This is a genomic window from Burkholderia latens (genome assembly GCF_001718795.1).
Classification (GTDB): domain Bacteria; phylum Pseudomonadota; class Gammaproteobacteria; order Burkholderiales; family Burkholderiaceae; genus Burkholderia; species Burkholderia latens_A.
Genome location: NZ_CP013435.1, coordinates 23,545 through 44,628, shown reverse-complemented (window position 1 = coordinate 44,628; position 21,084 = coordinate 23,545). Strand labels below are relative to the sequence as shown.

Genomic DNA, 21,084 nt, shown 5'->3' with positions numbered 1-21,084 from the left:
CGCACATGAGAGGGCACCTGATGGCAGACACAGCAGTGATCGTGATCGACATGCAGCGCGGGCTCGTGCAGCGTGCGCGGCCCGCGTACCGGCTCGACGACGTCGTGGCGGGCATCAACCGGCTGACGGCCGCGGCGCGCGCGGCGGGCGCGCCCGTCTGCTTCGTGCAGCACGACGGCGATGCGGACGACGACATCGTGCCCGGCACGCCGGGCTGGGAGCTGCACGACGAACTGATTGTCGGTCGCGCCGACTGGCGCATTCGCAAGCAGGTGAGCGATGCATTCCAGGACACGCCGCTCGCCGCGCAGCTCGACGGCCACGGTGTTCGTTCGGTGCTGATCTGCGGCTATGCGACCGAGTTCTGCGTCGACGCCGCCGCTCGCCGCGCGGCATTGCTCGGCTACCGGACGACCGTCGTGTCCGACCTGCATACGACGAACGAGCGCACGCACCTGTCGGCCGCGCAGATCGTCGCGCATCACCACTTCATCTGGGAAAACGGCACGCTGTCGGGCAATGCGGTCACGCCGCGTCCGCTTGCCGACGTGCTCGCCGCGGAGTTCGCATGACGATCAAGGCGGTCGTATTCGATTTCGGCGGCGTGCTGATCGACTGGAGTCCCGAGTACCTGTACCGGCAACTGATTCCCGACGAAGCGCAGCGCCGCTGGTTCCTCACGCACGTGTGCGCGATGGATTGGGTGGCTCGCCAGGACGGTGGACAAACGATCGACGAAGGCACGCGCGAGCTGGTCGCGAAGTTTCCGGAGCACGAGGCGCTGATCCGTGCGTTCTATGCGCGCTGGCACGAGATGATCGGCGGCGTGTTCGATGAGGGCGCCGCGCTCGTCGACCGGCTCGATGCGCAGGGGATGCCGCTGTTCGGGCTGACCAACTGGTCCGCGCAAACATTTCCGTATGCGTGGGATAACTTCCCGGTGCTGCGGCGCTTCAAGGACATCGTCGTGTCGGGGCATGTGAAGCTCGTGAAGCCCGATCCTGCGATCTATCGCGAAATGCATGCGCGGATCGATTCGCACGTGCCGGGCATCGCGCCGCACGAGCTCGTGTTCATCGACGACAACGCGAACAACGCGGCGGCTGCGACGGCGCTCGGCTGGCACGGGATTCATCACACGAGCGCGGCCGCGACCGCGGCGCGCTTGCGCGAGCTGGGCGTGCTCGCGTAGCCGGCGGCGGCCGCGTCGTCTTCAGATGAAAAAAGCGCCCCGCAGGGCGCTTGTTCGTTTTCACGGATGCGGCGTCGCGCGAACCGGCGCCGCAGCGGCGCAGTGCCGGTCGCGCAGGCCGCGCCGCTCAACGGCTGATCGGCTTGTAGCGCAGACGCTTCGGCTTCGCGGCTTCCTCGCCGAGACGCGCACGCTTGTCGGCTTCGTATTCCTGGTAGTTGCCGTCGAAGAACGTGACCTGCGAGTCGCCTTCGAACGCGAGAATGTGCGTCGCGATCCGGTCGAGGAACCAGCGATCGTGCGAAATCACCATCACCGAGCCCGCGAATTCGAGCAGCGCGTCTTCCAGCGCCCGCAGCGTTTCGACGTCGAGGTCGTTCGACGGTTCGTCGAGCAGCAGCACGTTGCCGCCGGAGATCAGCGTCTTCGCGAGGTGCAGGCGGCCGCGTTCGCCGCCGGACAGGTTGCCGACGATCTTCTGCTGGTCGCCGCCCTTGAAGTTGAAGCGGCCGATGTACGCACGCGACGGCGTTTCGTACTTGCCGACCGTCAGCACGTCGGCGCCGCCCGAGATTTCCTCGAACACCGTCTTCGAGCCGTCGAGCGCGTCGCGGCTCTGGTCGACGTACGCGAGCTTCACCGTCGGCCCCATCACGACTTCGCCCGAGTCCGGCTGTTCCTTGCCCGTCAGCATCTTGAACAGCGTCGACTTGCCCGCGCCGTTCGGACCGATGATGCCGACGATCGCGCCGGCCGGGATCTTGAAGCTCAGGTTGTCGATCAACAGGCGGTCGCCGAACGACTTGCGGACGTTCTTGAACTCGATCACTTCATTGCCGAGGCGATCGCCGACCGGAATGAAGATTTCCTGCGTTTCGTTGCGCTTCTGGTATTCCTGGCTGTTCAGCTCCTCGAAGCGCGCGATACGCGCCTTCGACTTCGCCTGGCGGCCCTTCGGATTCTGGCGCACCCACTCCAGTTCCTTCTTGATTGCCTTCTGGCGTGCCGATTCCGCCGCTTCTTCCTGCTTCAGACGCTCTTCCTTCTGGTCGAGCCAACTGCTGTAGTTGCCCTTCCACGGAATGCCGTGGCCGCGGTCGAGTTCGAGAATCCATTCGGCGGCGTTATCGAGGAAGTAGCGATCGTGCGTGACGGCGACGACGGTGCCCGGGAAGCGCACGAGGAACTGCTCGAGCCAGTCGACCGATTCCGCGTCGAGGTGGTTGGTCGGCTCGTCGAGCAGCAGCATGTCGGGTTTTTCGAGCAGCAGCTTGCACAGCGCGACGCGGCGCTTTTCGCCGCCCGACAGGTGCTCGATCTTCGCGTCCCACGGCGGCAGGCGCAGCGCGTCGGCGGCCACTTCGAGCTGCTGCTCGGGGCTGCCGCCGTCGCTCGACGCGAGGATCGCCTCGTACTTCGCCTGCTCGGCCGCGAGCGCGTCGAAATCGGCGTCCGGCTCCGCATATGCGGCGTAGATTTCCTCGAGCTTCTTGTTGGCCTGGAACAGCTCGCCGAGGCCTTCCTCGACGGCTTCGCGCACGGTCTTGGTCGGATCGAGCTGCGGTTCCTGCGGCAGGTAGCCGATGTTCAGGTTCGGCATCGGCGTCGCTTCGCCTTCGATGTCCTTGTCGACGCCCGCCATGATGCGGATCAGTGTCGACTTGCCCGAGCCGTTCAGGCCAAGCACGCCGATCTTCGCGCCGGGAAAGAACGACAGCGAGATGTCCTTCAGGATCTGGCGCTTGGGCGGCACGATCTTGCCGACCCGGTTCATCGTGAAAACGTATTGGGCCATTTGGGTGTGAAAGTCAGAGGGTTGAGACTGCCGCGCGGCACGTGGGCGCGCGTGGCGTCGGATGATTCGGTACGGAGCGTGCCGCGCGCGGCGCGGCGATATCGCCGCGGGTTGGCGGCGCGAGCGCGTATTGTACTTCGCCGATGGCTGGCGCTGGCGTCGCACCGGCCATTGGGCCGGCCCGCGTTCAGAGCCACGCGGCGACGCCGCCGTGCCCCGAGCAGGTGCCGCGCCGATGGCGGCTGAAGCTGTATGTGCCGTCGCGGCAGCGCGCGCTCGCGCCGTCGGGCGCGCGGCCCGATTTCGAATGTGCCGGTGCATGGACCGCGTCACCGTCGCGATTGCGGTATGTGTCGTGCCGGTCGAGGTCGGCTTCGTTGTCGTAGCCGGGTGACGCGCGATACGCGTGCGCCGCGGGCGGCAGCGCGCAGCCGACGAACAGCGCGGCCGACAACGTGGCGATGCGCGTCGCGCGGCGGAGCAGGGCAGGCATGGTCTCTCTCTTCGGATAGTGTTGTCTGCGATCGACGGCGGGCGGGCCGCCTGCCGCATGTTAGCCGAACGGCAGTGTTGCATTGCCGCGATCGGCCGGTGCGGATGTCGGACCGGACCAACCGTTGCATCGATCCATATCGATACAACAAGTGGATCCATCGAAATTCTTCAATTGGTTCTTAGTGAAGAACCGTTTGGTGCTTACACTCCTTCGCTTCGAAGGCGGCACACCGACCAGCCCAAGGGACAGTGCGCACGCGATGCGAGGGTGCTTCGCGCACCGCATCGCATTCGCAGCTTCGCAGACTGCGTCGCGCACCGTCCGGAGCGGGCCCGATCCGCTCTTGCCTCCGCGCCGCGCACGCGCGGCGGGCAGCCGGATTCAACAACGACAATTCCCCGCGCCGCCTTCACGCGACACCGGTCGTACCGGAACCGTTTTTTGGAGAGAGACAGATGAGTGGAAGCAACACAGGCCTCGGCACGGGTCTGAAGCAGCGGCACGTGACGATGATGTCGATTGCCGGCGTCATCGGCGCGGGCTTGTTCGTCGGCTCCGGCCATGCGATCGCGGAAGCCGGCCCGGCTTCGATTCTCGCGTATGCGATCGCGGGTGTGCTGGTCGTACTGGTGATGCGCATGCTCGGCGAGATGGCCGTCGCGCATCCGGACAGCGGGTCGTTCTCGACCTATGCCGATCGCGCGATCGGCCATTGGGCCGGCTTTACGATCGGCTGGCTGTACTGGTGGTTCTGGGTGCTCGTGATCCCGATCGAGGCCACGGCGGCCGCGACCATCCTCAATGCATGGTTCCCCGGCATCGCGACCTGGATTTTCGCGCTCGGCATCACGCTGCTGCTGACCGTCACCAACCTCTTCTCCGTCAAGAACTACGGCGAATTCGAGTTCTGGTTCGCGCTGATCAAGGTCGTCGCGATCGTCGTGTTCCTGTGCATCGGCGGTGCGGCGATCGTCGGTATCGTGCCGGCGCCGGCCGTATCCGGCGTGTCGAACCTGTTCGCGCATCACGGCTTCATGCCGAACGGCGCTGGCGCGGTGCTCGCAGCGATGCTGACCACGATGTTCTCGTTCCTCGGCACCGAGATCGTGACGATCGCGGCCGCCGAATCGGACAACCCGCAGCGCCAGATCGTGCGCGCGACGAATTCGGTCATCTGGCGTATCACGCTGTTCTACCTCGGCTCGATTCTCGTCGTCGCGGCGATCGTGCCGTGGAACGATCCGCTGCTGCCGAAGCACGGCTCTTACCAGCGCGCGATGGAGTTGATCGGCGTGCCGAACGCAAAGGCGATCATCGACGTGATCGTGCTCGTGTCGGTCGCGAGTTGCCTGAACTCGGCGTTGTATACCGCGTCGCGGATGCTGTTTTCGTTGTCGCGGCGCAAGGACGCGCCCGCGTTCCTGCACCGCACCGATTCGACCGGCACGCCGCGCGCGGCCGTGCTTGCGTCTACCGCGTTCGGGTTCCTGACCGTGATCGCCAACTACCTGATGCCGGAGCAGGTGTTCAGCTTCCTGTTGGCGACGTCGGGCGCGATCGCGCTGCTCGTGTATCTCGTGATCGCGATCTCGCAATTGCGGATGCGCCGGACGCTCGAATCGGGCGGCGCGGACCTCACGTTGCGGATGTGGCTGTTCCCGTGGCTTACGTGGGCGGTGATCCTGTTCATCTGCGGCACGCTGACCGTGATGTTCGTCAGTGAGGAGCACCGGATCGAAGTGGGGGCGACGGCTGTGCTTGCGTTGATGGTGCTGCTTGCGTCGTGGCTCAACAAGCGCGGGCGCGATGCGCAGGCGAGCGACGGGCGGCGCGTGTCGGCGACGTAACGAGCACGAATGGGCGGACGCGGCTGTGCAGGGTGGTTGCCGCTGGCCGCAAGTCCGGGGGAGTCGGGAAGTGGAGTCGGCGAGCGCAGCCATTTGCGCTCGACCGCACGCCGCGGGACGGCAGGATGACGCTTGTCGCCGACGGGCGATGGATTGTGCGTTTTCCGAGAGAGCACGCCAGAATGCCCTGTCGACAGAGATCCGTAACCACATCGCGGATGCGGTCCGCCTCGGTATCGGCACGGCGCCTGACGCATTTCTTCGTTGTGTCCGTCCGACGCCAGGGTCCGCGCTTCCCGCATCCGTCGAGCGCGAGCCGGAAATAGCGGCAGCCAAAAAGAAAAAGCCCGCATCAAGCGGGCTTTCTCACATCGGCATCGAAACGACGCTCAGACGTTGAACAGGAAGTTCATCACGTCCCCGTCGTGCACGACATATTCCTTCCCTTCAGCGCGCATCTTGCCGGCTTCCTTCGCGCCTTGCTCGCCCTTGTACGCGATGAAGTCGTCGAATGCGATCGTTTGCGCGCGGATGAAGCCGCGCTCGAAGTCGGTGTGGATCACGCCGGCCGCTTGCGGTGCCGTGTCGCCGATGTGAATCGTCCACGCGCGCACTTCCTTCACGCCCGCGGTGAAGTACGTCTGCAGGCCCAGCAGCTTGAAGCCCGCGCGGATCACGCGGTCGAGGCCCGGCTCTTCCATGCCCATGTCGGCGAGGAACGCTTCCTTGTCCGCGTCGTCGAGATCGGCGATTTCGGCTTCGATCGCCGCGCACACCGCAACCACCGGCGAATTCTCGCTTTCCGCGTACTTGCGCACCGCTTCGAGGTGCGGGTTGTTGTCGAAGCCGTCGTCCTTCACGTTCGCGACGTACATCGCCGGCTTCGCGGTGATGAGGCAGAACGGCTTCAGCAGCGCCTGTTCGTCGTCGGACAGGTCGAGGCCGCGCACGGCCTTGCCCTGGTCGAGATGCGCGCGCACCTTCTCGAGCACTGCGGCGAGCTTCACCGCTTCCTTGTCGTTGCCCGACTTCGCGGCCTTCGAGTAGCGCGTGAGCGCCTTCTCGACGGTGCCGAGGTCGGCGAGCGCAAGTTCGGTGTTGATCACTTCGATGTCGTCGATCGGGCTGACCTTGCCGGCGACGTGGATCACGTTGTCGTCTTCGAAGCAACGGACGACGTGCGTGATCGCATCGGTTTCGCGGATGTTGGCGAGGAACTGGTTGCCGAGGCCTTCACCCTTGCTCGCGCCCGCGACGAGGCCCGCGATGTCGACGAATTCGACGACGGCCGGCACGACGCGCTCGGGCTTCACGATTTCGGCGAGCGCCTTCAGGCGCGTGTCGGGCACTTCGACGATGCCGACGTTCGGCTCGATCGTGCAGAACGGGTAGTTCTCGGCGGCGATGCCGGCCTTGGTCAACGCATTGAACAGAGTGGACTTGCCGACATTGGGCAAGCCGACGATGCCGCATTTGAGGCTCATGGAATCCTTCGAACGGGTGAGGCAGCGCGGCCGGACAACGCGCGGCGGCGCGGGAAAATAGGGACGGCCGGCGCTCGGGGCGCGGCGGGCCGACGTCAAAGGCGCTATTGTACCGTGCCGACGTGCCGGTTTCCGCCGTCGCCCGCGCGCGTCGATGCAACGCCCGCCGACGTCGCCGTGACCGCCCGCGATTCTGCTGATTTCCCGCAAAGTACGGCCGCGTAAGGGCTTCGCCGCGCGGCTATAATGCCCGCCATGACTGCCCACCACACCTTCGACGTCGCCGTGGTCGGCGGCGGCCTCGTCGGCAAGACCGCCGCGCTCGCGCTGACTCAGTCCGGCTACAAGACCGCGTTGCTCGCCCAACCTGCCGCGCCGCGCCCGGCCGATCTCGCGTTCGACACGCGCATCTACGCACTGTCGTCCAGCTCGCAGGCGTTGCTCGAGCGGCTGCGGGTCTGGCAGGCGCTCGATCATCGCCGGCTCGCGCCGGTGTACGACATGCGCGTGTACGGCGATGCGCATGCGGAACTGCACTTCTCCGCATATCAGGCGTCGGTGCCGCAACTCGCATGGATCGCCGAATCGTCGCTGATCGAGACGTCGCTCGATGCCGCGCTGCGGTTCCAGCCGAACCTCACGTGGTTCGACGCGCGCGCACAGGGCTTCGACGTGCGCGACGACGCAGCGGTGCTCACACTGTCGTCGGGCCACGTGCTCGAAGCGGACCTCGTCGTCGGCGCGGACGGCGCGCACTCGTGGGTGCGCTCCCAAATGGGGGCCAAGGTCGACCGGCGCGATTACCGGCAAACGGGCGTCGTCGCGAACTTCAAGGCGTCGCTGCCGCATCGCGAGACGGCGTACCAGTGGTTTCACGACGGCGAGATCATCGCGCTGCTGCCACTGCCGGACGGCCACGTGTCGCTTGTATGGTCCGCGCACACCGCGCACGCGGACGAACTGCTCGCGCTCGATCCGGCGCAGCTTGCGGCCGAAGTCGAACGCGTGTCGCACGGCCAGGTCGGCACGCTCGAATGCGTGACGCCGGCGGCCGGCTTCCCGCTCGCGCTGCAGACCGTCGACAAGCTGATCGCGCCGCGCGTCGCGCTCGTCGGCGATGCCGCTCACCTGATCCATCCGCTCGCGGGGCAGGGCATGAACCTGGGTCTGCGCGACGTCGCGGCGCTCGCCGACGCGATCGCGAACAAGGAGAGTTTCCGCAATCTCGGCGATACGGTGCTGCTGCGCCGGTACGAGCGCTCGCGCCGCGAGGATATCCGCGCGCTGATGGTCGCGACCGACGGGCTGCAGCGCCTGTTCGCGGTGCCCGGCTCGCTCGCGAAGGCGGTGCGCAACGCGGGCATGGCGTTCGTCGGCGCGCAGCCGCTCGTGAAACGCTGGCTTGTGTCGGCCGCGCTCGGCTGATCGAACCTTCGCGCCCTCGGCCTGTCGGACAGGGTCGCGTTACGGCGTACACTGTGACGTGCACTCCGATTGAGCTGAAGGAACAACAGGATGAAAAAAACGATCCGCATCGCGTCGCTGGCGCTGGCCGTCACGATCGCGACGCTTGGCTGCACCGCGCAGGCCGACCAGACCACCGACAAGCTGAAAGCCACGCTGCAGGCGCGTCTCGGCAGCGACGCGCCGATCAAGAGCGTGTCGAAATCGCCGGTCGCCGGGTTGTACGAAGTGAATCTCGGCACGCAGATCATCTATAGCGACGCAGCAGGCGACTACGTGCTGCTGGGCGATCTCGTCGACACCAAGACGCGCAAGAACCTCACCGACGCCCGCCTGTCGGAACTCAACAAGATCGACTTCGCGAGCCTGCCGCTCGCCAACGCGATCAAGGTCGTCAAGGGCAACGGCGCGCGCAGGATCGCGGTGTTCTCGGACCCGAACTGTCCGTACTGCAAGCGCCTCGAGACGACGCTGCAGTCGATCGACAACGTGACCGTCTACACGTTCCTGTACCCGGTGCTGTCGCCCGATTCGACCGCGAAGTCGAAGGCAATCTGGTGCGCGACCGACCGAGCGAAAACGTGGGAGAGCTGGATGCTCGACCATCGCGTGCCGACCGGCGCCGGCACCTGCGACACGACCGCGCTCGACAAGAATCTCGCGCTTGGTCGCGGAATGAACGTCACCGGCACGCCGACGATCTTCCTGCCGGACGGTCGCCGCCTGCCGGGCGCGGTGTCGGCAGACCAGCTGAACCAGGCGCTCGCGTCGAGCAAGTAACCGGCCGTGCCGGGCCGCATGGCCCGGCCAGCGAGGGGCGCCCGCGATTCCAGCCGGCGCCTCTCTTCGTTTCCACTGCCGTATTCCGTTCGATTTCCTTCCCGATTTCCGACCGATAGCCACGATGACCCAGCCGATCCGTTATTCGATTGCCCCGAAAGATCTTGCCGCGCACCTGTTCGAGGTGTCGGTCACGGTCGCCGATCCCGATCCCGCCGGTCAGCGCTTCTCGCTGCCCGTGTGGATTCCCGGCAGCTATCTCGTGCGTGAGTTCGCGCGCAACATCGTGACGCTTGCCGCATTCAACGACGCCGGGCGCAAGGTGCGCATCGCGAAAACCGACAAGAATACGTGGCAGGCGGCGCCGGTGAACGGCGCGTTGACGCTGCGCTATGACGTGTACGCGTGGGACCTGTCGGTTCGCTCCGCGTATCTCGACGGGTCGGGCGGCTTCTTCAATGCGACGGCGGTGTTTCTGAGCGTCGCCGGCCGCGAGGATGCTCCGTGCGAAGTCGACATCGCGAAACCGATCGGCCCGGCATTTCGCGGGTGGCGCGTCGGCACGTCGCTGCCGGAGGCGCGCGGCACCAAACGCTACGGGTTCGGCGCGTATCGCGCATCGAACTATGACGAACTCGCCGACCATCCGGTGACGATCGGCGAATTCGCGCTGGCGACGTTCGACGCACACGGCGTGCCGCACGACATCGTGATCGCCGGACGCGTGACGCAGCTCGACATGGAGCGGTTGCGCACCGACCTGAAGCGCGTGTGCGAAGCGCAGATCGCGCTGTTCGAGCCGAAATCGAAGAAGGCGCCGATGGAGCGCTACGTGTTCATGACGCTTGCGGTCAGCGACGGCTACGGCGGTCTCGAGCATCGCGCATCGACCGCGCTGATCTGCAACCGCACCGACCTGCCGGTGAAGGGCCGACCGGAAACGACGGAAGGCTATCGCACGTATCTTGGCTTGTGCAGCCACGAGTATTTCCACACGTGGAACGTGAAGCGCATCAAGCCGGCCGCATTCGTCCCGTACGATCTCGCGCGCGAAAACTACACATCGCTGCTGTGGCTGTTCGAAGGCTTCACGTCGTATTACGACGATCTGATGCTCGTGCGCAGCGGGCTGATGTCGCAGGACGAATATTTCGCGGCGCTGGGCCGCACGATCGGCGGCGTGCTGCGCGGCACGGGCCGCCTGAAGCAGAGCGTCGCGGAAAGTTCGTTCGACGCGTGGATCAAGTACTACCGGCAGGACGAGAACGCGACCAACGCGATCGTCAGCTATTACACGAAGGGATCGCTCGTCGCACTCGCATTCGATCTCGCGATTCGTGCGCAGACCCGCAACCGCAAGTCGCTCGACGATGTGATGCGGCTGCTGTGGCAGCGCTACGGCCGCGATTTCTATCGCGGCAAGCCGGCGGGCGTCGCGGAAGACGAGGTCGAGACGCTGATCCAGGAAGCGACGGGCGTCGCGCTCGGCCGCCTGTTCGCCGATGCCGTGCATGGCACGCGCGACCTGCCGCTCGCCGAACTGCTCGCGCCGTTCGGTGTAACGCTTACGCCTGACGTCGCATCGGGCGCGGCCGCGAAGCCGACGATCGGCGCGCGCGTGCGCGGCGGCGCGGACTGCACGCTCGCGGCCGTCTACGAAGGCGGCGGCGCGCATCGTGCGGGGCTGTCGGCCGGCGATACGCTGATCGCACTCGACGGCTTGCGCGTCACCGGCACGAATCTCGACACGCTGCTCGCGCGCTATCGCCCCGGCGACAAGGTCGAAGTGCACGCATTCCGCCGTGACGAATTGCAGATCACGAAGCTGAAGCTCGACGGGCCGGAAGTGGCGCGCTACCGGCTCACGGCCGCCGCGAAACCGGCCGCCGCGTACAAGGCCCGGGAAGCCTGGCTGAAGGGCTGAGCATGGCGCAGGTTTCGGGGCGCGATCGTTGATTGTTCTGCTGTTGCAACAATCCGTCGCCTGGGGCCTGCTTTTTCGCGGTCATGCGGCCACGCACAATGGCGTCACTCGCGCTACCCAAGCGCAACCTAACTGGAGCCTGACATGACGACCATTCTGCAAATCAATTCCGCGGCACGCTCGCAAGGTGCGCAGTCCACGCTGCTGGCCAACGAACTGACGGCAAAGCTGCAACAATCGAACCCCGGTTCGACCGTCGTGGTTCGCGACCTGCTGGCCGACGCGCTGCCGCACCTCGACGAATCGGTGCTCGGCGCCTTCTTCACGCCGGCCGACCAGCGCAGCGCGGAACAGAATGCGATCGTCGCGAAGAGCGATGCGCTGATCGCCGAACTTCAAGCGGCTGACGTCATCGTGATCGGCGCGCCCATGTACAACTTCGGCGTCTCGTCGCAACTGAAGACGTATTTCGACTGGATCGCCCGCGCAGGTGTCACGTTCCGCTACACCGAGAACGGTCCGGAAGGTCTGATCAAGGGCAAGAAGGTTCACGTCGTAACGGCGCGCGGCGGCAAGTACCTGGGTACGCCGAACGACAGCCAGACGCCGTTCCTGCGTACGTTCCTCGGCTTCATCGGCCTGACCGACGTGAGCTTCATCCACGCGGAAGGCCTGAACCTCGGCCCGGACGCACAGAGCGCCGCGCTCGCCGGCGCGCGCGAAGCGATCGCCGCCGTGTAACGCCGATGCGGGTGGATCGCACCCGCTGGATCGCGCGATGAAAAAAACGCTGCGTCCCGACAAGGGGGCAGCGTTTTTTTTGCATTTCGGGCCGATGAAAGCCCGGCCGACGCCGTTACGCGAGCGTCTCGGCGACTTCAGGCAGACGCCAGTCGATCGGCGCACGACCCGCTTCGACCAGATAGTCGTTCGCGAGCGCGAAGTGACGGCAACCGAGGAAGCCGCGGTGCGCGGACAGCGGCGACGGGTGCGGCGCCTCCAGCACGCAGTGGGCGCTCGGATCGAACAACGCGCGCTTCGCCTGCGCGTGCGCGCCCCACAGCATGAACACGAGCCCGCGATGGCGGTTGGCAAGTTCGCGGATCAGCGTGTCCGTGCATTGCTCCCAGCCGCGCTTTGCGTGGCTCGCGGCCGCGCCTCGCTCGACGGTGAGCACGGTGTTGAGCAGCAGCACGCCCTGGCGTGCCCACGTGTCGAGACAGCCGTGGCGCGGTGTGTCATGGCCGAAATTCGCGGCAATTTCCTTGAAGATGTTGCGCAGCGACGGCGGCGTGCGCACGGCCGGCGGCACCGAGAACGCGAGGCCGTGCGCCTGCGGCGTGCCGCGGTCGTCGCCGTGGTACGGATCCTGGCCAAGGATCACGACCTTGACGTCGTCCGGGCTGGTCAGGCGCAGCGCGCGGAACACGTCGGTCGGGTAGACCGTTTTGCCGGCCGCGCGCTCGTCGTCGACGAAGCGGCACAGTGGCGCGTAGGCGTCGCTGTCGACGAAGGGCTTCAGCACGTCGCGCCAGGCGGCTGGCAGCGCGTCGAATTGCGCGGCGAGGTGCGGGATGTCCGCGGTGACAGCGTTGGCGGGTTGCGGGGCGGCGGAAGCAGCGCCGGCAGCCGCCGGCTTCGTTGCGGGCTTGCGGCCCGTTGCGGCGGCTGCGGCGGGCGCGGGTGCCGGCGCGGGAACATCGCCCGGCGCCGTTTCCGGCACGGGATCGTCGAACAGCGACGCCTGTTGCGGCGTCCGGAGAGTCTTGCGGGTTGCCATGCGTGATGCGGGTTTATCGCGCGCGCAGCCGGTAGCCGCGCTGCGCCTTGCTGATGTTTTCGGGGGTGAGGCCCGGCAGCGCCTGCTGCAGTTCGGCGGCGAGTGTTGCGAGCGCTGCGTCCGGGCCGTCGATCAGTTCGAGTTCGATTTCGCTGATCGGTTCGCGGCGCGTATCGTGTTCCGCGTGGACGACGATCTCGCCGACGTCCACCGCGGCTTCGACGGTTGCGCCGCCGATCGCGATACGCCACAGCGTACGCGAAAAATCCGTCCGGAACAGCGCGTGCAGTGCGGGCGCCGCCTCGCGCAGCGCAGCCGCGGCCTCCGGCACGTCGCACGCGGCGACCAGCGCATCGACTTCGAGCGCGTCGCCGGCAATCGGCAACTCCCATTCGTGGCGGCGATGCAGGCCGGCCTCCGCGCTGCCGACCGTCTTGAAGGTCTGCAGCCAGCCGTGCGGCGTGCGGCGCACGCGCACCGCGCTTTTCGAACGCGCCAGCGCCAGGTCGGGCGTGTCGTAGTAGACGTTCGCGAGCGCGATGACCTCACCGGCTTCACCGGTCAGCGTCTCGAAGAAGCGGCGCGCGGCGTCCGTCTGGCCGGCCGGCAGCGCGAGCTTGATTTCCTTTTCGATCGCCATCAGAAGAACATCCGCGCGAGTTCCTCGCCCGGCTGGTCGGCGCGCATGAACGCCTCGCCGACGAGGAACGCGTTCACGTTCGCCGCGCGCATCGTGTCGACGTCCGCGCGCGACAGGATGCCCGACTCGGTCACGACGATGCGGTCTGCCGGAATCATGTCGAGCATGTCGAGCGTGGTCTGGATCGTCGTCTCGAACGTGCGCAGGTTGCGGTTGTTGATGCCGAGCAGCGGCGTCTTCAGCGTCAGCGCCTGTTCCATCTCGTTGCGGTCGTGAACCTCGACCAGCACGGCAAGGCCGAGCGAGTGCGCATACGCTTCGAGTTCCTGCATCAGCGGCGTGTCGAGCGCGGCGGCGATCAGCAGGATCGCGTCGGCGCCCATCGCGCGTGCTTCGAGGATCTGGTACGCGTCGACGATGAAGTCCTTGCGCAGCACCGGCAGCGCGCAGGCCGCGCGCGCTTCCTGCAGATAGCGGACGCTGCCCTGGAAGAATTGTTCGTCGGTCAGCACCGACAGGCACGCGCCGCCGTGCGCCGCATACGAGCGCGCGATGTCGGCCGGCACGAAGTGCTCGCGCAGCACGCCCTTCGACGGGCTTGCCTTCTTCACTTCAGCGATTACCGCCGCGTCGCCGGCCGCCTGCTTCGCGCGCAGCGCGCCGACGAAGTCGCGCAGGTCGCGCGCCGATGCTTCCAGTTTCAGTGCCTCGAGCGGCGTGCTGCGCATGGCCGCCGCGACTTCTTCGCGCTTGACGGCGATGATTCGGTCGAGAATGTCGCTCATGTGGGTTCCTGCTTGATTCGTAAATGGAGTCAGCGCTTGAACTGCTGCGTAAAGCGCACGAGTTCGTCGACCTTCGCGCGCGCCTTGCCGCTCGCGATCGCTTCGCGCGCGAGCTGGATGCCGTCGGCGATCGATTCGGCGATATTGGCCGCGTAGAGCGCCGTGCCTGCGTTCAGCGTGACGATTTCGCGTGCGACACCCGGCTGGTTGTCCAGCGCACCGAGCAGCATCGCTCGCGATTCCTCGGCATTTTCCACCTTCAGCGTGCGGTTCGACACCATTTGAAGGCCGAAGTCCTCCGGATGGATCTCATATTCGTGCACGTTGCCGTCGCGCAATTCGCCGACGAGCGTCGCGGCGCCGAGCGACACTTCGTCCATCCCGTCCTTGCCGTACACGACCAGCACGTGCTGCGCGCCGAGCCGCTGCATCACGCGCACCTGGATGCCGACGAGGTCGGGGTGGAACACGCCCATCAGCTGGTTCGGCGCGCCGGCCGGATTGGTCAGCGGGCCGAGGATGTTGAAGATCGTCCGCACGCCGAGTTCACGGCGCACGGCCGCGATGTTTTTCATCGCCGGATGATGGTTCGGCGCGAACATGAAGCCCATGCCCGTTTCGGCGATCGACGCGGCAACCTGGTCCGGCTGCAGGTCGATGTTCACGCCGAGCGCCTCGAGCACGTCGGCGCTGCCGGACTTGCTCGACACGCCGCGGTTGCCGTGCTTCGCGACTTTCGCGCCGGCCGCCGCGGTGACGAACATCGACGCGGTCGAGATGTTGAACGTGTGCGAGCCGTCGCCGCCCGTGCCGACGATGTCGACGAAATTCGAGTTGTCCTGGACGTCGACGTGGTTCGCGAATTCGCGCATCACCGTCGCGGCTGCGGCGATCTCGCCGATCGTCTCCTTCTTCACGCGCAGCCCGGTGATGATCGCGGCCGCCATCACCGGCGACATGTCGCCGCGCATGATGAGCCGCATCAGGTGCAGCATCTCGTCGTGGAAGATTTCGCGGTGCTCGATCGTGCGTTGCAGCGCTTCCTGCGGGGTAATCGTCATCGTGCGTCTCCCGTCACGCGGCCGGTGCGGCGGCATGGGCCGCTGCGCGATGCTGCTTGAGGAAATTCTCGAGCAGCGCGTGGCCGTGCTCGGAGAGGATCGACTCCGGGTGGAACTGCACGCCTTCGACCGGCAGCGTCTTGTGACGCACGCCCATGATCTCGCCGTCGTCGGTCCAAGCCGACACTTCGAGGCAGTCGGGGAGCGATTCGCGTTCGATCGCGAGCGAGTGATAGCGCGTGACGTCGAAATGCTTCGGCAGGTCGGCGAACACGCCGCGGCAGTCGGTTTCGATCCGGCTTACCTTGCCATGCATGATGGTCTTCGCGCGCACGACCCGGCCGCCGAACGCTTCACCGATCGCCTGGTGGCCGAGGCACACGCCGAGGATCGGCTTCCTGCCAGCGAATTCGCGCAGCACGTCGAGCGTGATGCCCGCGTGCTGCGGGTTGCTCGGGCCGGGCGACAGGCAGATCGTGTCGGGGTTCAGGCGCGCGATCTCGTCGAGCGTGATTTCATCGTTGCGGTACGTATGTACGTCCTCGCCCAGTTCGCCGAAGTACTGGACCAGGTTATAGGTGAACGAGTCGTAGTTGTCGATCATGAGCAGCATGGTCAGTCTCCGGTCAGAAGTCGCTATCGAGGCCGTCCTGGACCTGTTCGGCCGCACGCAGCACCGCGCGCGCCTTGTTCTCGGTCTCTTGCCATTCGGATTCGGGCACCGAGTCGGCGACGACGCCGGCCGCCGCCTGCACGTACAGGTTGCCGTTATGGATCAGGCCGGTGCGGATCGCGATCGCGAGATCCATCTCGCCGGAGAACGACAGGTAGCCCACCGCACCGCCGTACAGTCCGCGCTTGATCGGCTCGAGCTCGTCGATCAGCTCCATCGCGCGCACCTTCGGCGCGCCGGACAGCGTGCCGGCCGGAAACGTCGCGCGCAACACGTCGTAGTTCGTCATGCCGGGCTTGAGCTTGCCTTCGACCGAGCTGACGATGTGCTGAACGTGCGAGTACTTTTCGATCACCATCTTGTCGGTGACCTGCACCGAGCCGATCTCCGCGATGCGGCCGACGTCGTTGCGCGCGAGGTCGATCAGCATCACGTGTTCGGCGATTTCCTTCGGGTCGTTCAGCAGCTCGGTCGCGAGTTCGGCGTCGCGCTCCGGCGTGTTGCCGCGCGGGCGCGTGCCGGCCAGCGGCCGGATCGTGACGATCTGGTCGTCGCCGCGCTTTTCCTGGCGCACGAGAATTTCCGGCGATGCGCCGACCACGTGGAAATCGCCGAAGTTGTAGTAATACATGTACGGCGACGGATTCAGCGAACGCAGCGCGCGATACAGCGACAGCGGATTGTCGCGGTACGGCTTCGTCAGCCGTTGGCCGACCTGCACCTGCATCAGTTCGCCGGCCGCGATGTATTCCTTCGCCTGGCGCACGGCAGCCAGGTAGTCGTCCTTCTTGAACTCGCGAAACGTCTCGGTGCGCACGCTCGCCGACGTGACGGGCGGCTGCACGGTGGTGCGCAGGCGCTGCTTCAGCTCGCGCAGGCGCTGCTTGGCCTTCGTGTAAGCCTCCGGCTGGGCCGGGTCCGCATAGATGATCAAGTAGAGCTTGCCGGCGAGGTTGTCGATCACCGCGACTTCCTCGGTGAGCAGCAACTGGATGTCCGGCAGGCCGAGGTCGTCGCGCGGCGCGGTGTTCGCGAGTTTCTTCTCGATGTAGCGCACCGCGTCGTAGCCGAAATAGCCTGCGAGGCCGCCGCAAAAGCGCGGCAGGCCCGGGCGCTGCGCGACCTTGAAGCGCGCCTGGAACGACTCGATGAATTCGAACGGATCCCCGTCGTGCGTCTCGACGACCTGGCCGTCGCGCACCACCTCGGACACGCCGTTGCGGGTGCGCACCAGCGTGCGGGCCGGCAGGCCGATAAACGAATAGCGGCCGAAGCGTTCGCCGCCGACCACCGACTCGAGCAGGAACGAGTTGGCGCCCGCGCGTTCGGGCTGGGCGAGCTTCAGGTAGAGGGACAGCGGCGTTTCGAGGTCGGCGAGTGCTTCCGCGATCAGCGGGATGCGGTTGTAGCCTTCGTTCGCAAGCGATTGGAATTCGAGTTCGGTCATGTTCCGGTCCTGTTCGGGACGAGCGGCGGAGTGCGCCAGGGATCACTTGACGCTGCACGCGTGGCCGTCGGCGAAAGGGCGGTCGATCGAGAAGTGCCTGTTGCCGGCCGGCACTCCGGGCGTGAACGTCGCGAGCCTGCGGCCGGACCTGAACGCAAGCGTTCGGACGCGGTACAACTCAAGGTGGTGCGACGATCGGCGCGGATGCGCAGCGAGATAAAAAACGGCGCTGAAGACGTGCTTCAGCGTACCTCATCGAAGAGGTTAGCGCGACCAGCGACGCCAGGGCCAGGCTCCCCGGTCGATGCTGCTCAGACTCCGTTTTTTATTCAGAAACATGCGGATGGAAGAAATAATCAGATGGTTGGCCGGCCGGCGTTGTGCGCAGCAATCGCGCGTGCTGCGACCAGCAACGAATCGACTATACCATCCGAATTTATCGTTTGTATAGCTTTGCCGTGGTTGTAGCCGTACGGCACGGTCAGCGTCGCCATCCCGGCCGCACGGCCCGCGAGCGCATCGTTTTCGGAGTCGCCGATCGCGACCGCCGCGTTCGCGGCGACACCGAGCGCGTCGCATGCGGTGAGCATCGGGAGCGGATCGGGCTTCTTGCGCGCGACGCTGTCGCCGCCGAGCACGATGCCGAAGCGATCGAGCAGCCCGTACTGCCCGAGCAGTTCGACCGCGAAGCGATGCGGCTTGTTCGTCACGCACGCGAGCCGGATGCCGGCTGCGCGCAACGCGTCGAGCCCGGCGGTGACGTCGGGATAGAGGCGCGCGTGACGGCCGTTGATCTTCGCGTATTCGGCCTGATAGATCGCGAGCGCATCGTCAAAGCGCGCGTGCGCCTCGTCGGACGCGAAGCGGGGCTTCAGCACGCTGTGGATCAGATGCTCGGAGCCCTTGCCGACGTAGCCGATCACCTCGTCGCGCGACGTCGCCGGCGCACCGAGCCGCGCGAGCATCCCGTTCAGCCCCGCGGTGAAATCATCGGCCGTATCGACCATCGTGCCGTCCAGGTCGATCAGCGCGGCGTCGATGCGCGGCGCCGCGAAACGGATCGGGCCGGCGGCTTCGGCCGCGGCACGGCCGGTAATGGAGGAATCGACCAGCGACGAACCGGCCACGGTGTCAGCTCCGCTCGACGGTGGCGAGCGCGGCGCGCATCTCGTCGATCACCTTGCGGTAGTCGGGCTTGCCGAAGATCGCCGAGCCGGCGACGAACGTGTCCGCGCCGGCGGCAGCGATTTCCGCGATGTTGTCGGCTTTCACGCCGCCGTCAACCTCGAGCAGGATCTCGCGGCCGGTGCGCTCCATGTACGCATCGATGCGTGCGCGCGCTTCGCGCAGCTTGTTCAGCGTTTCCGGGATGAACGACTGGCCGCCGAAGCCCGGGTTGACCGACATCAGCAGCACGAAGTCCAGGCGGTCCATCACGTGGTCGAGATAGTTCAGCGGCGTGGCCGGATTGAATACGAGCCCGGCCTTGCAGCCATGATCGCGGATCAGCGACAGCGTACGGTCGATGTGATCCGATCCTTCCGGGTGGAAGCTGATCAGGTTCGCGCCGGCCTTCGCGAAATCGGGCACGATCCGGTCGACCGGACGCACCATCAGATGCACGTCGATCGGCACCTGCACGTGCGGGCGGATCGCCTCGCAGACGAGCGGGCCGATCGTCAGGTTCGGCACATAATGGTTGTCCATTACGTCGAAGTGGATCCAGTCGGCGCCGGCGGCGACCACGTTGCGGACTTCTTCACCGAGCCGTGCGAAGTCGGCCGACAGAATGCTGGGAGCGATGCGGAATTGAGTCATGACAGGAGAGCGGGGACGCTGCGGCGCAAAACCGCCATTCTACCGTCCGGCGATCCGCTTCGCGGCGACGGGCAGTGCGGTAGCGGCCCGATTCCGCATAGAATGCCGAACCAATGCGGCGCACCGCGGCCCGGCTGCCCGAGTCGGCGCGAGCGGTTACCTAGAACGGAAACACCATGAGTCAGTATCAGTTCACCGTTTCGGTGAAAACCACCTACTTGCCGGAACAATCCGACCCCGATCGGCGTCAATACGCATTCGCGTACACGCTGAACATCCGCAACACCGGGCAGGTCGCGGCGCAATTGATCGCGCGTCACTGGATCATCACGGATAGCGAAAACCACGTGCAGGAAGTGAAGGGGCTCGGCGTCGTCGGGCACCAGCCGCTGCTGCAGCCGGGCGAACAGTTCGAATACACGAGCTGGGCCGTGATCGCGACGCCGGTCGGCACGATGCGCGGCGCGTACTTCTGCGTGGCGGAGGATGGAGAGCGGTTCGAGGCGCCCGTCGACGAGTTCGCGCTGCATATGCCGCGCACGCTGCATTGAGTTGAGCGGGCGGCGGCGATCAGCGCAGCTTGCGGTCGTTGCCTCGAGCGTGCTTCTTCCTGCCCGACGACGTCCACACGACGATGAAGATCAGCAGGGCAAGCGCTACGAAAGCCTCGAGCGCGAAGATGAGCATCGGATATTGGTCGAGAAAATCTGACATGGCGGTTTCCATCAAGAACGGACATTGTATGTGGTTTGGGCCCCGGCTGGCCGGCTGGGTTGCCGCGGCGGCAGCTGCCGCGCTGCTGGCCGCGTGCGGCAGCGCGCCGACTCGAACGTCGGCGTTGAAACCGCCGACCGGCGCGGCGATCGTGCCGGGCCAGCTCGCCGCAAAGCGGCTGACGCCGGTCGCTTGGCAGCAGGTGCCGGGCTGGCAGGACGATTCGCTGATCGGCGCGACGGCGGCGCTGCGGCAGAACTGCGCGCGACTCGCGCGCCAGCCGGCATGGCAGCGCGCGTGCGCGGCCGCCGACCGCCTCGACGAACTCGACGTCAGCAGCGCGCGCGCATTCTTCGAAGCGTATTTCACGCCGTTTCAGCTGGCGAACACCGACGGCACGCTCGACGGGCTCGTGACCGGCTATTACGAGCCGTTGCTGCATGGCTCGCGCGTGCGGCGCGGCCCGTACCAGTACGCGCTGTACCGCTGGCCGGCCGGCTATCGTGCCGGCGCGCCGCTGCCCGCGCGCGCGCAACTCGAGCGCTCCGGCATCCTGAACGGCAACGAACTCGTGTGGGTCGACGATCCGATCGAGGCGTTCTTCCTGCAGGTGCAAGGCTCGGGGCGCGTGCTGCTCGACGACGGCTCGGTGATGCGCGTCGGCTTCGGCGGCACCAACAATCAGCCGTATCGCTCGATCGGTAAATGGCTGCTCGATCGCGGCGAGCTCACACCCGCGCAGGCGACGATGCAGGGGATCAAGGCGTGGGCGAAGGCGAACCCGACGCGCGTCGACGCGTTGCTCGACACGAACCCTCGCTTCGTATTCTTCCGCGACATGCCGACAAAGGAAGACGCACCGCATGGCGGCGCGGACGGCCCGATCGGCGCACTCGGCGTGCCGCTCACGCCCGAGCGTTCCATCGCCGTCGATCCGTCGTCGATCCCGCTCGGCACGCCCGTGTTCCTGCAGACCACGCGTCCGCTGACGAACACGCCGATGAACCGTCTCGTGTTCGCGCAGGATACGGGCTCGGCAATCAAGGGCGGCGTGCGCGCCGACTATTTCTGGGGACTCGGCGATGACGCCGGCGATCTCGCCGGGCGCATGAAGCAGGTCGGCCGGATGTGGCTGCTGTTCCCGAATTCGTGAAGCGACGCGGCGCCGGTGCTCGTGCACGGCC

Annotated in this window: 21 protein-coding genes; 9 read left to right on the top strand and 12 right to left on the bottom strand. The window is 66.3% G+C overall.

All coding sequences use genetic code 11. The features are described 5' to 3' along the window. The first annotated feature begins 20 nt into the window (after positions 1–20). Together WK25_RS00195 and WK25_RS00190 are read left to right on the top strand one after the other, a co-directional pair. Positions 21–572 carry an isochorismatase family protein gene (locus WK25_RS00195; protein ID WP_040143251.1) on the top strand — a complete coding sequence of 184 codons (552 nt, stop codon included), beginning with the start codon at positions 21–23 and terminating at the stop codon, positions 570–572. Further along, complete coding sequence (locus tag WK25_RS00190) at positions 569–1,192, top strand: HAD family hydrolase (protein ID WP_069240783.1); 624 nt, start codon at positions 569–571, stop codon at positions 1,190–1,192. The genes WK25_RS00195 and WK25_RS00190 overlap by 4 nt, the downstream gene beginning before the upstream one ends. A gap of 127 nt (positions 1,193–1,319) precedes the next feature. On the opposite strand, the gene ettA is transcribed toward WK25_RS00190, so the two are convergent. Both ettA and WK25_RS00180 read right to left on the bottom strand, forming a co-directional pair. Continuing rightward, positions 1,320–2,987, bottom strand: a complete 1,668-nt coding sequence (gene ettA / locus WK25_RS00185) for an energy-dependent translational throttle protein EttA (protein ID WP_069240782.1) — start codon at positions 2,985–2,987, stop codon at positions 1,320–1,322. Positions 2,988–3,174: 187 nt separating this feature from the next. After that, the gene (locus tag WK25_RS00180) at positions 3,175–3,480 is read right to left on the bottom strand and encodes a DUF3761 domain-containing protein (RefSeq protein ID WP_069240781.1); all 306 of its coding nucleotides are present in this window, start codon (positions 3,478–3,480) and stop codon (positions 3,175–3,177) included. Between the two features lie 458 nt (positions 3,481–3,938). On the opposite strand from WK25_RS00180, the gene gabP reads away from it, so the two are divergent. Further along, entirely contained in the window at positions 3,939–5,330 is a 1,392-nt protein-coding gene (gabP, locus tag WK25_RS00175; RefSeq protein WP_040143258.1) for a GABA permease, read from the top strand. 389 nt (positions 5,331–5,719) lie between these two features. Here the strand turns inward: gabP and ychF are convergent, their stop codons facing one another. Further along, positions 5,720–6,814, bottom strand: a complete 1,095-nt coding sequence (gene ychF, locus WK25_RS00170) for a redox-regulated ATPase YchF (protein WP_040143260.1) — start codon at positions 6,812–6,814, stop codon at positions 5,720–5,722. 246 nt (positions 6,815–7,060) lie between these two features. On the opposite strand from ychF, the gene WK25_RS00165 reads away from it, so the two are divergent. The 4 genes from WK25_RS00165 (at position 7,061) to WK25_RS00150 (ending at position 11,723) form a co-directional block, all read left to right on the top strand. After that, entirely contained in the window at positions 7,061–8,239 is a 1,179-nt protein-coding gene (locus WK25_RS00165; protein WP_069240780.1) for a UbiH/UbiF family hydroxylase, read from the top strand. A 90-nt stretch (positions 8,240–8,329) separates the two neighbouring features. Beyond that, the gene (locus tag WK25_RS00160) at positions 8,330–9,058 is read left to right on the top strand and encodes a DsbC family protein (protein ID WP_040143264.1); all 729 of its coding nucleotides are present in this window, start codon (positions 8,330–8,332) and stop codon (positions 9,056–9,058) included. Positions 9,059–9,182: 124 nt separating this feature from the next. Continuing rightward, positions 9,183–10,982 (top strand): M61 family metallopeptidase, encoded by a 1,800-nt coding sequence (locus tag WK25_RS00155; protein WP_069240779.1) that lies wholly within the window; start codon positions 9,183–9,185, stop codon positions 10,980–10,982. A 144-nt stretch (positions 10,983–11,126) separates the two neighbouring features. Further along, positions 11,127–11,723 (top strand): FMN-dependent NADH-azoreductase, encoded by a 597-nt coding sequence (locus tag WK25_RS00150; RefSeq protein WP_059545371.1) that lies wholly within the window; start codon positions 11,127–11,129, stop codon positions 11,721–11,723. Positions 11,724–11,838: 115 nt separating this feature from the next. On the opposite strand, the gene WK25_RS00145 is transcribed toward WK25_RS00150, so the two are convergent. The 8 genes from WK25_RS00145 to rpe all read right to left on the bottom strand — a co-directional run bounded on the left by WK25_RS00145 (position 11,839) and on the right by rpe (position 19,186). Continuing rightward, positions 11,839–12,762, bottom strand: a complete 924-nt coding sequence (locus WK25_RS00145; RefSeq protein ID WP_040143270.1) for a uracil-DNA glycosylase — start codon at positions 12,760–12,762, stop codon at positions 11,839–11,841. Positions 12,763–12,775: 13 nt separating this feature from the next. Further along, the gene (locus WK25_RS00140) at positions 12,776–13,402 is read right to left on the bottom strand and encodes a CYTH domain-containing protein (protein WP_069240778.1); all 627 of its coding nucleotides are present in this window, start codon (positions 13,400–13,402) and stop codon (positions 12,776–12,778) included. Further along, entirely contained in the window at positions 13,402–14,187 is a 786-nt protein-coding gene (trpC, locus tag WK25_RS00135) for an indole-3-glycerol phosphate synthase TrpC (protein WP_069240777.1), read from the bottom strand. Before trpC ends, WK25_RS00140 begins: the two co-directional genes overlap by 1 nt. A gap of 29 nt (positions 14,188–14,216) precedes the next feature. Then, on the bottom strand, positions 14,217–15,248 hold the full coding sequence (gene trpD / locus WK25_RS00130) for an anthranilate phosphoribosyltransferase (RefSeq protein WP_040144868.1): 1,032 nt from the start codon (positions 15,246–15,248) through the stop codon (positions 14,217–14,219). 13 nt (positions 15,249–15,261) lie between these two features. Beyond that, positions 15,262–15,861, bottom strand: a complete 600-nt coding sequence (locus tag WK25_RS00125) for an aminodeoxychorismate/anthranilate synthase component II (RefSeq protein ID WP_040143275.1) — start codon at positions 15,859–15,861, stop codon at positions 15,262–15,264. Positions 15,862–15,874: 13 nt separating this feature from the next. Continuing rightward, positions 15,875–17,368 (bottom strand): anthranilate synthase component I, encoded by a 1,494-nt coding sequence (gene trpE / locus WK25_RS00120; RefSeq protein ID WP_040143277.1) that lies wholly within the window; start codon positions 17,366–17,368, stop codon positions 15,875–15,877. A 356-nt stretch (positions 17,369–17,724) separates the two neighbouring features. Further along, a complete protein-coding gene (locus tag WK25_RS00115) occupies positions 17,725–18,480 on the bottom strand; it encodes a phosphoglycolate phosphatase (protein WP_069241899.1) in 756 nt (251 codons plus the stop codon). 19 nt (positions 18,481–18,499) lie between these two features. Beyond that, the gene (gene rpe, locus WK25_RS00110; RefSeq protein WP_040143278.1) at positions 18,500–19,186 is read right to left on the bottom strand and encodes a ribulose-phosphate 3-epimerase; all 687 of its coding nucleotides are present in this window, start codon (positions 19,184–19,186) and stop codon (positions 18,500–18,502) included. A gap of 176 nt (positions 19,187–19,362) precedes the next feature. Here rpe and apaG point away from each other — a divergent pair, with 176 nt between their 5' ends. Then, positions 19,363–19,737, top strand: coding sequence for a Co2+/Mg2+ efflux protein ApaG (apaG, locus tag WK25_RS00105; RefSeq protein WP_069240776.1), 375 nt, complete (start codon positions 19,363–19,365; stop codon positions 19,735–19,737). A gap of 19 nt (positions 19,738–19,756) precedes the next feature. On the opposite strand, the gene WK25_RS31990 is transcribed toward apaG, so the two are convergent. Next, entirely contained in the window at positions 19,757–19,900 is a 144-nt protein-coding gene (locus tag WK25_RS31990; protein WP_226209366.1) for a hypothetical protein, read from the bottom strand. A 28-nt stretch (positions 19,901–19,928) separates the two neighbouring features. Between WK25_RS31990 and WK25_RS00100 the strand changes: the two genes are divergently transcribed. Next, the gene (locus WK25_RS00100) at positions 19,929–21,053 is read left to right on the top strand and encodes a murein transglycosylase A (RefSeq protein WP_226209368.1); all 1,125 of its coding nucleotides are present in this window, start codon (positions 19,929–19,931) and stop codon (positions 21,051–21,053) included. The last annotated feature ends 31 nt before the right edge of the window (positions 21,054–21,084 follow it).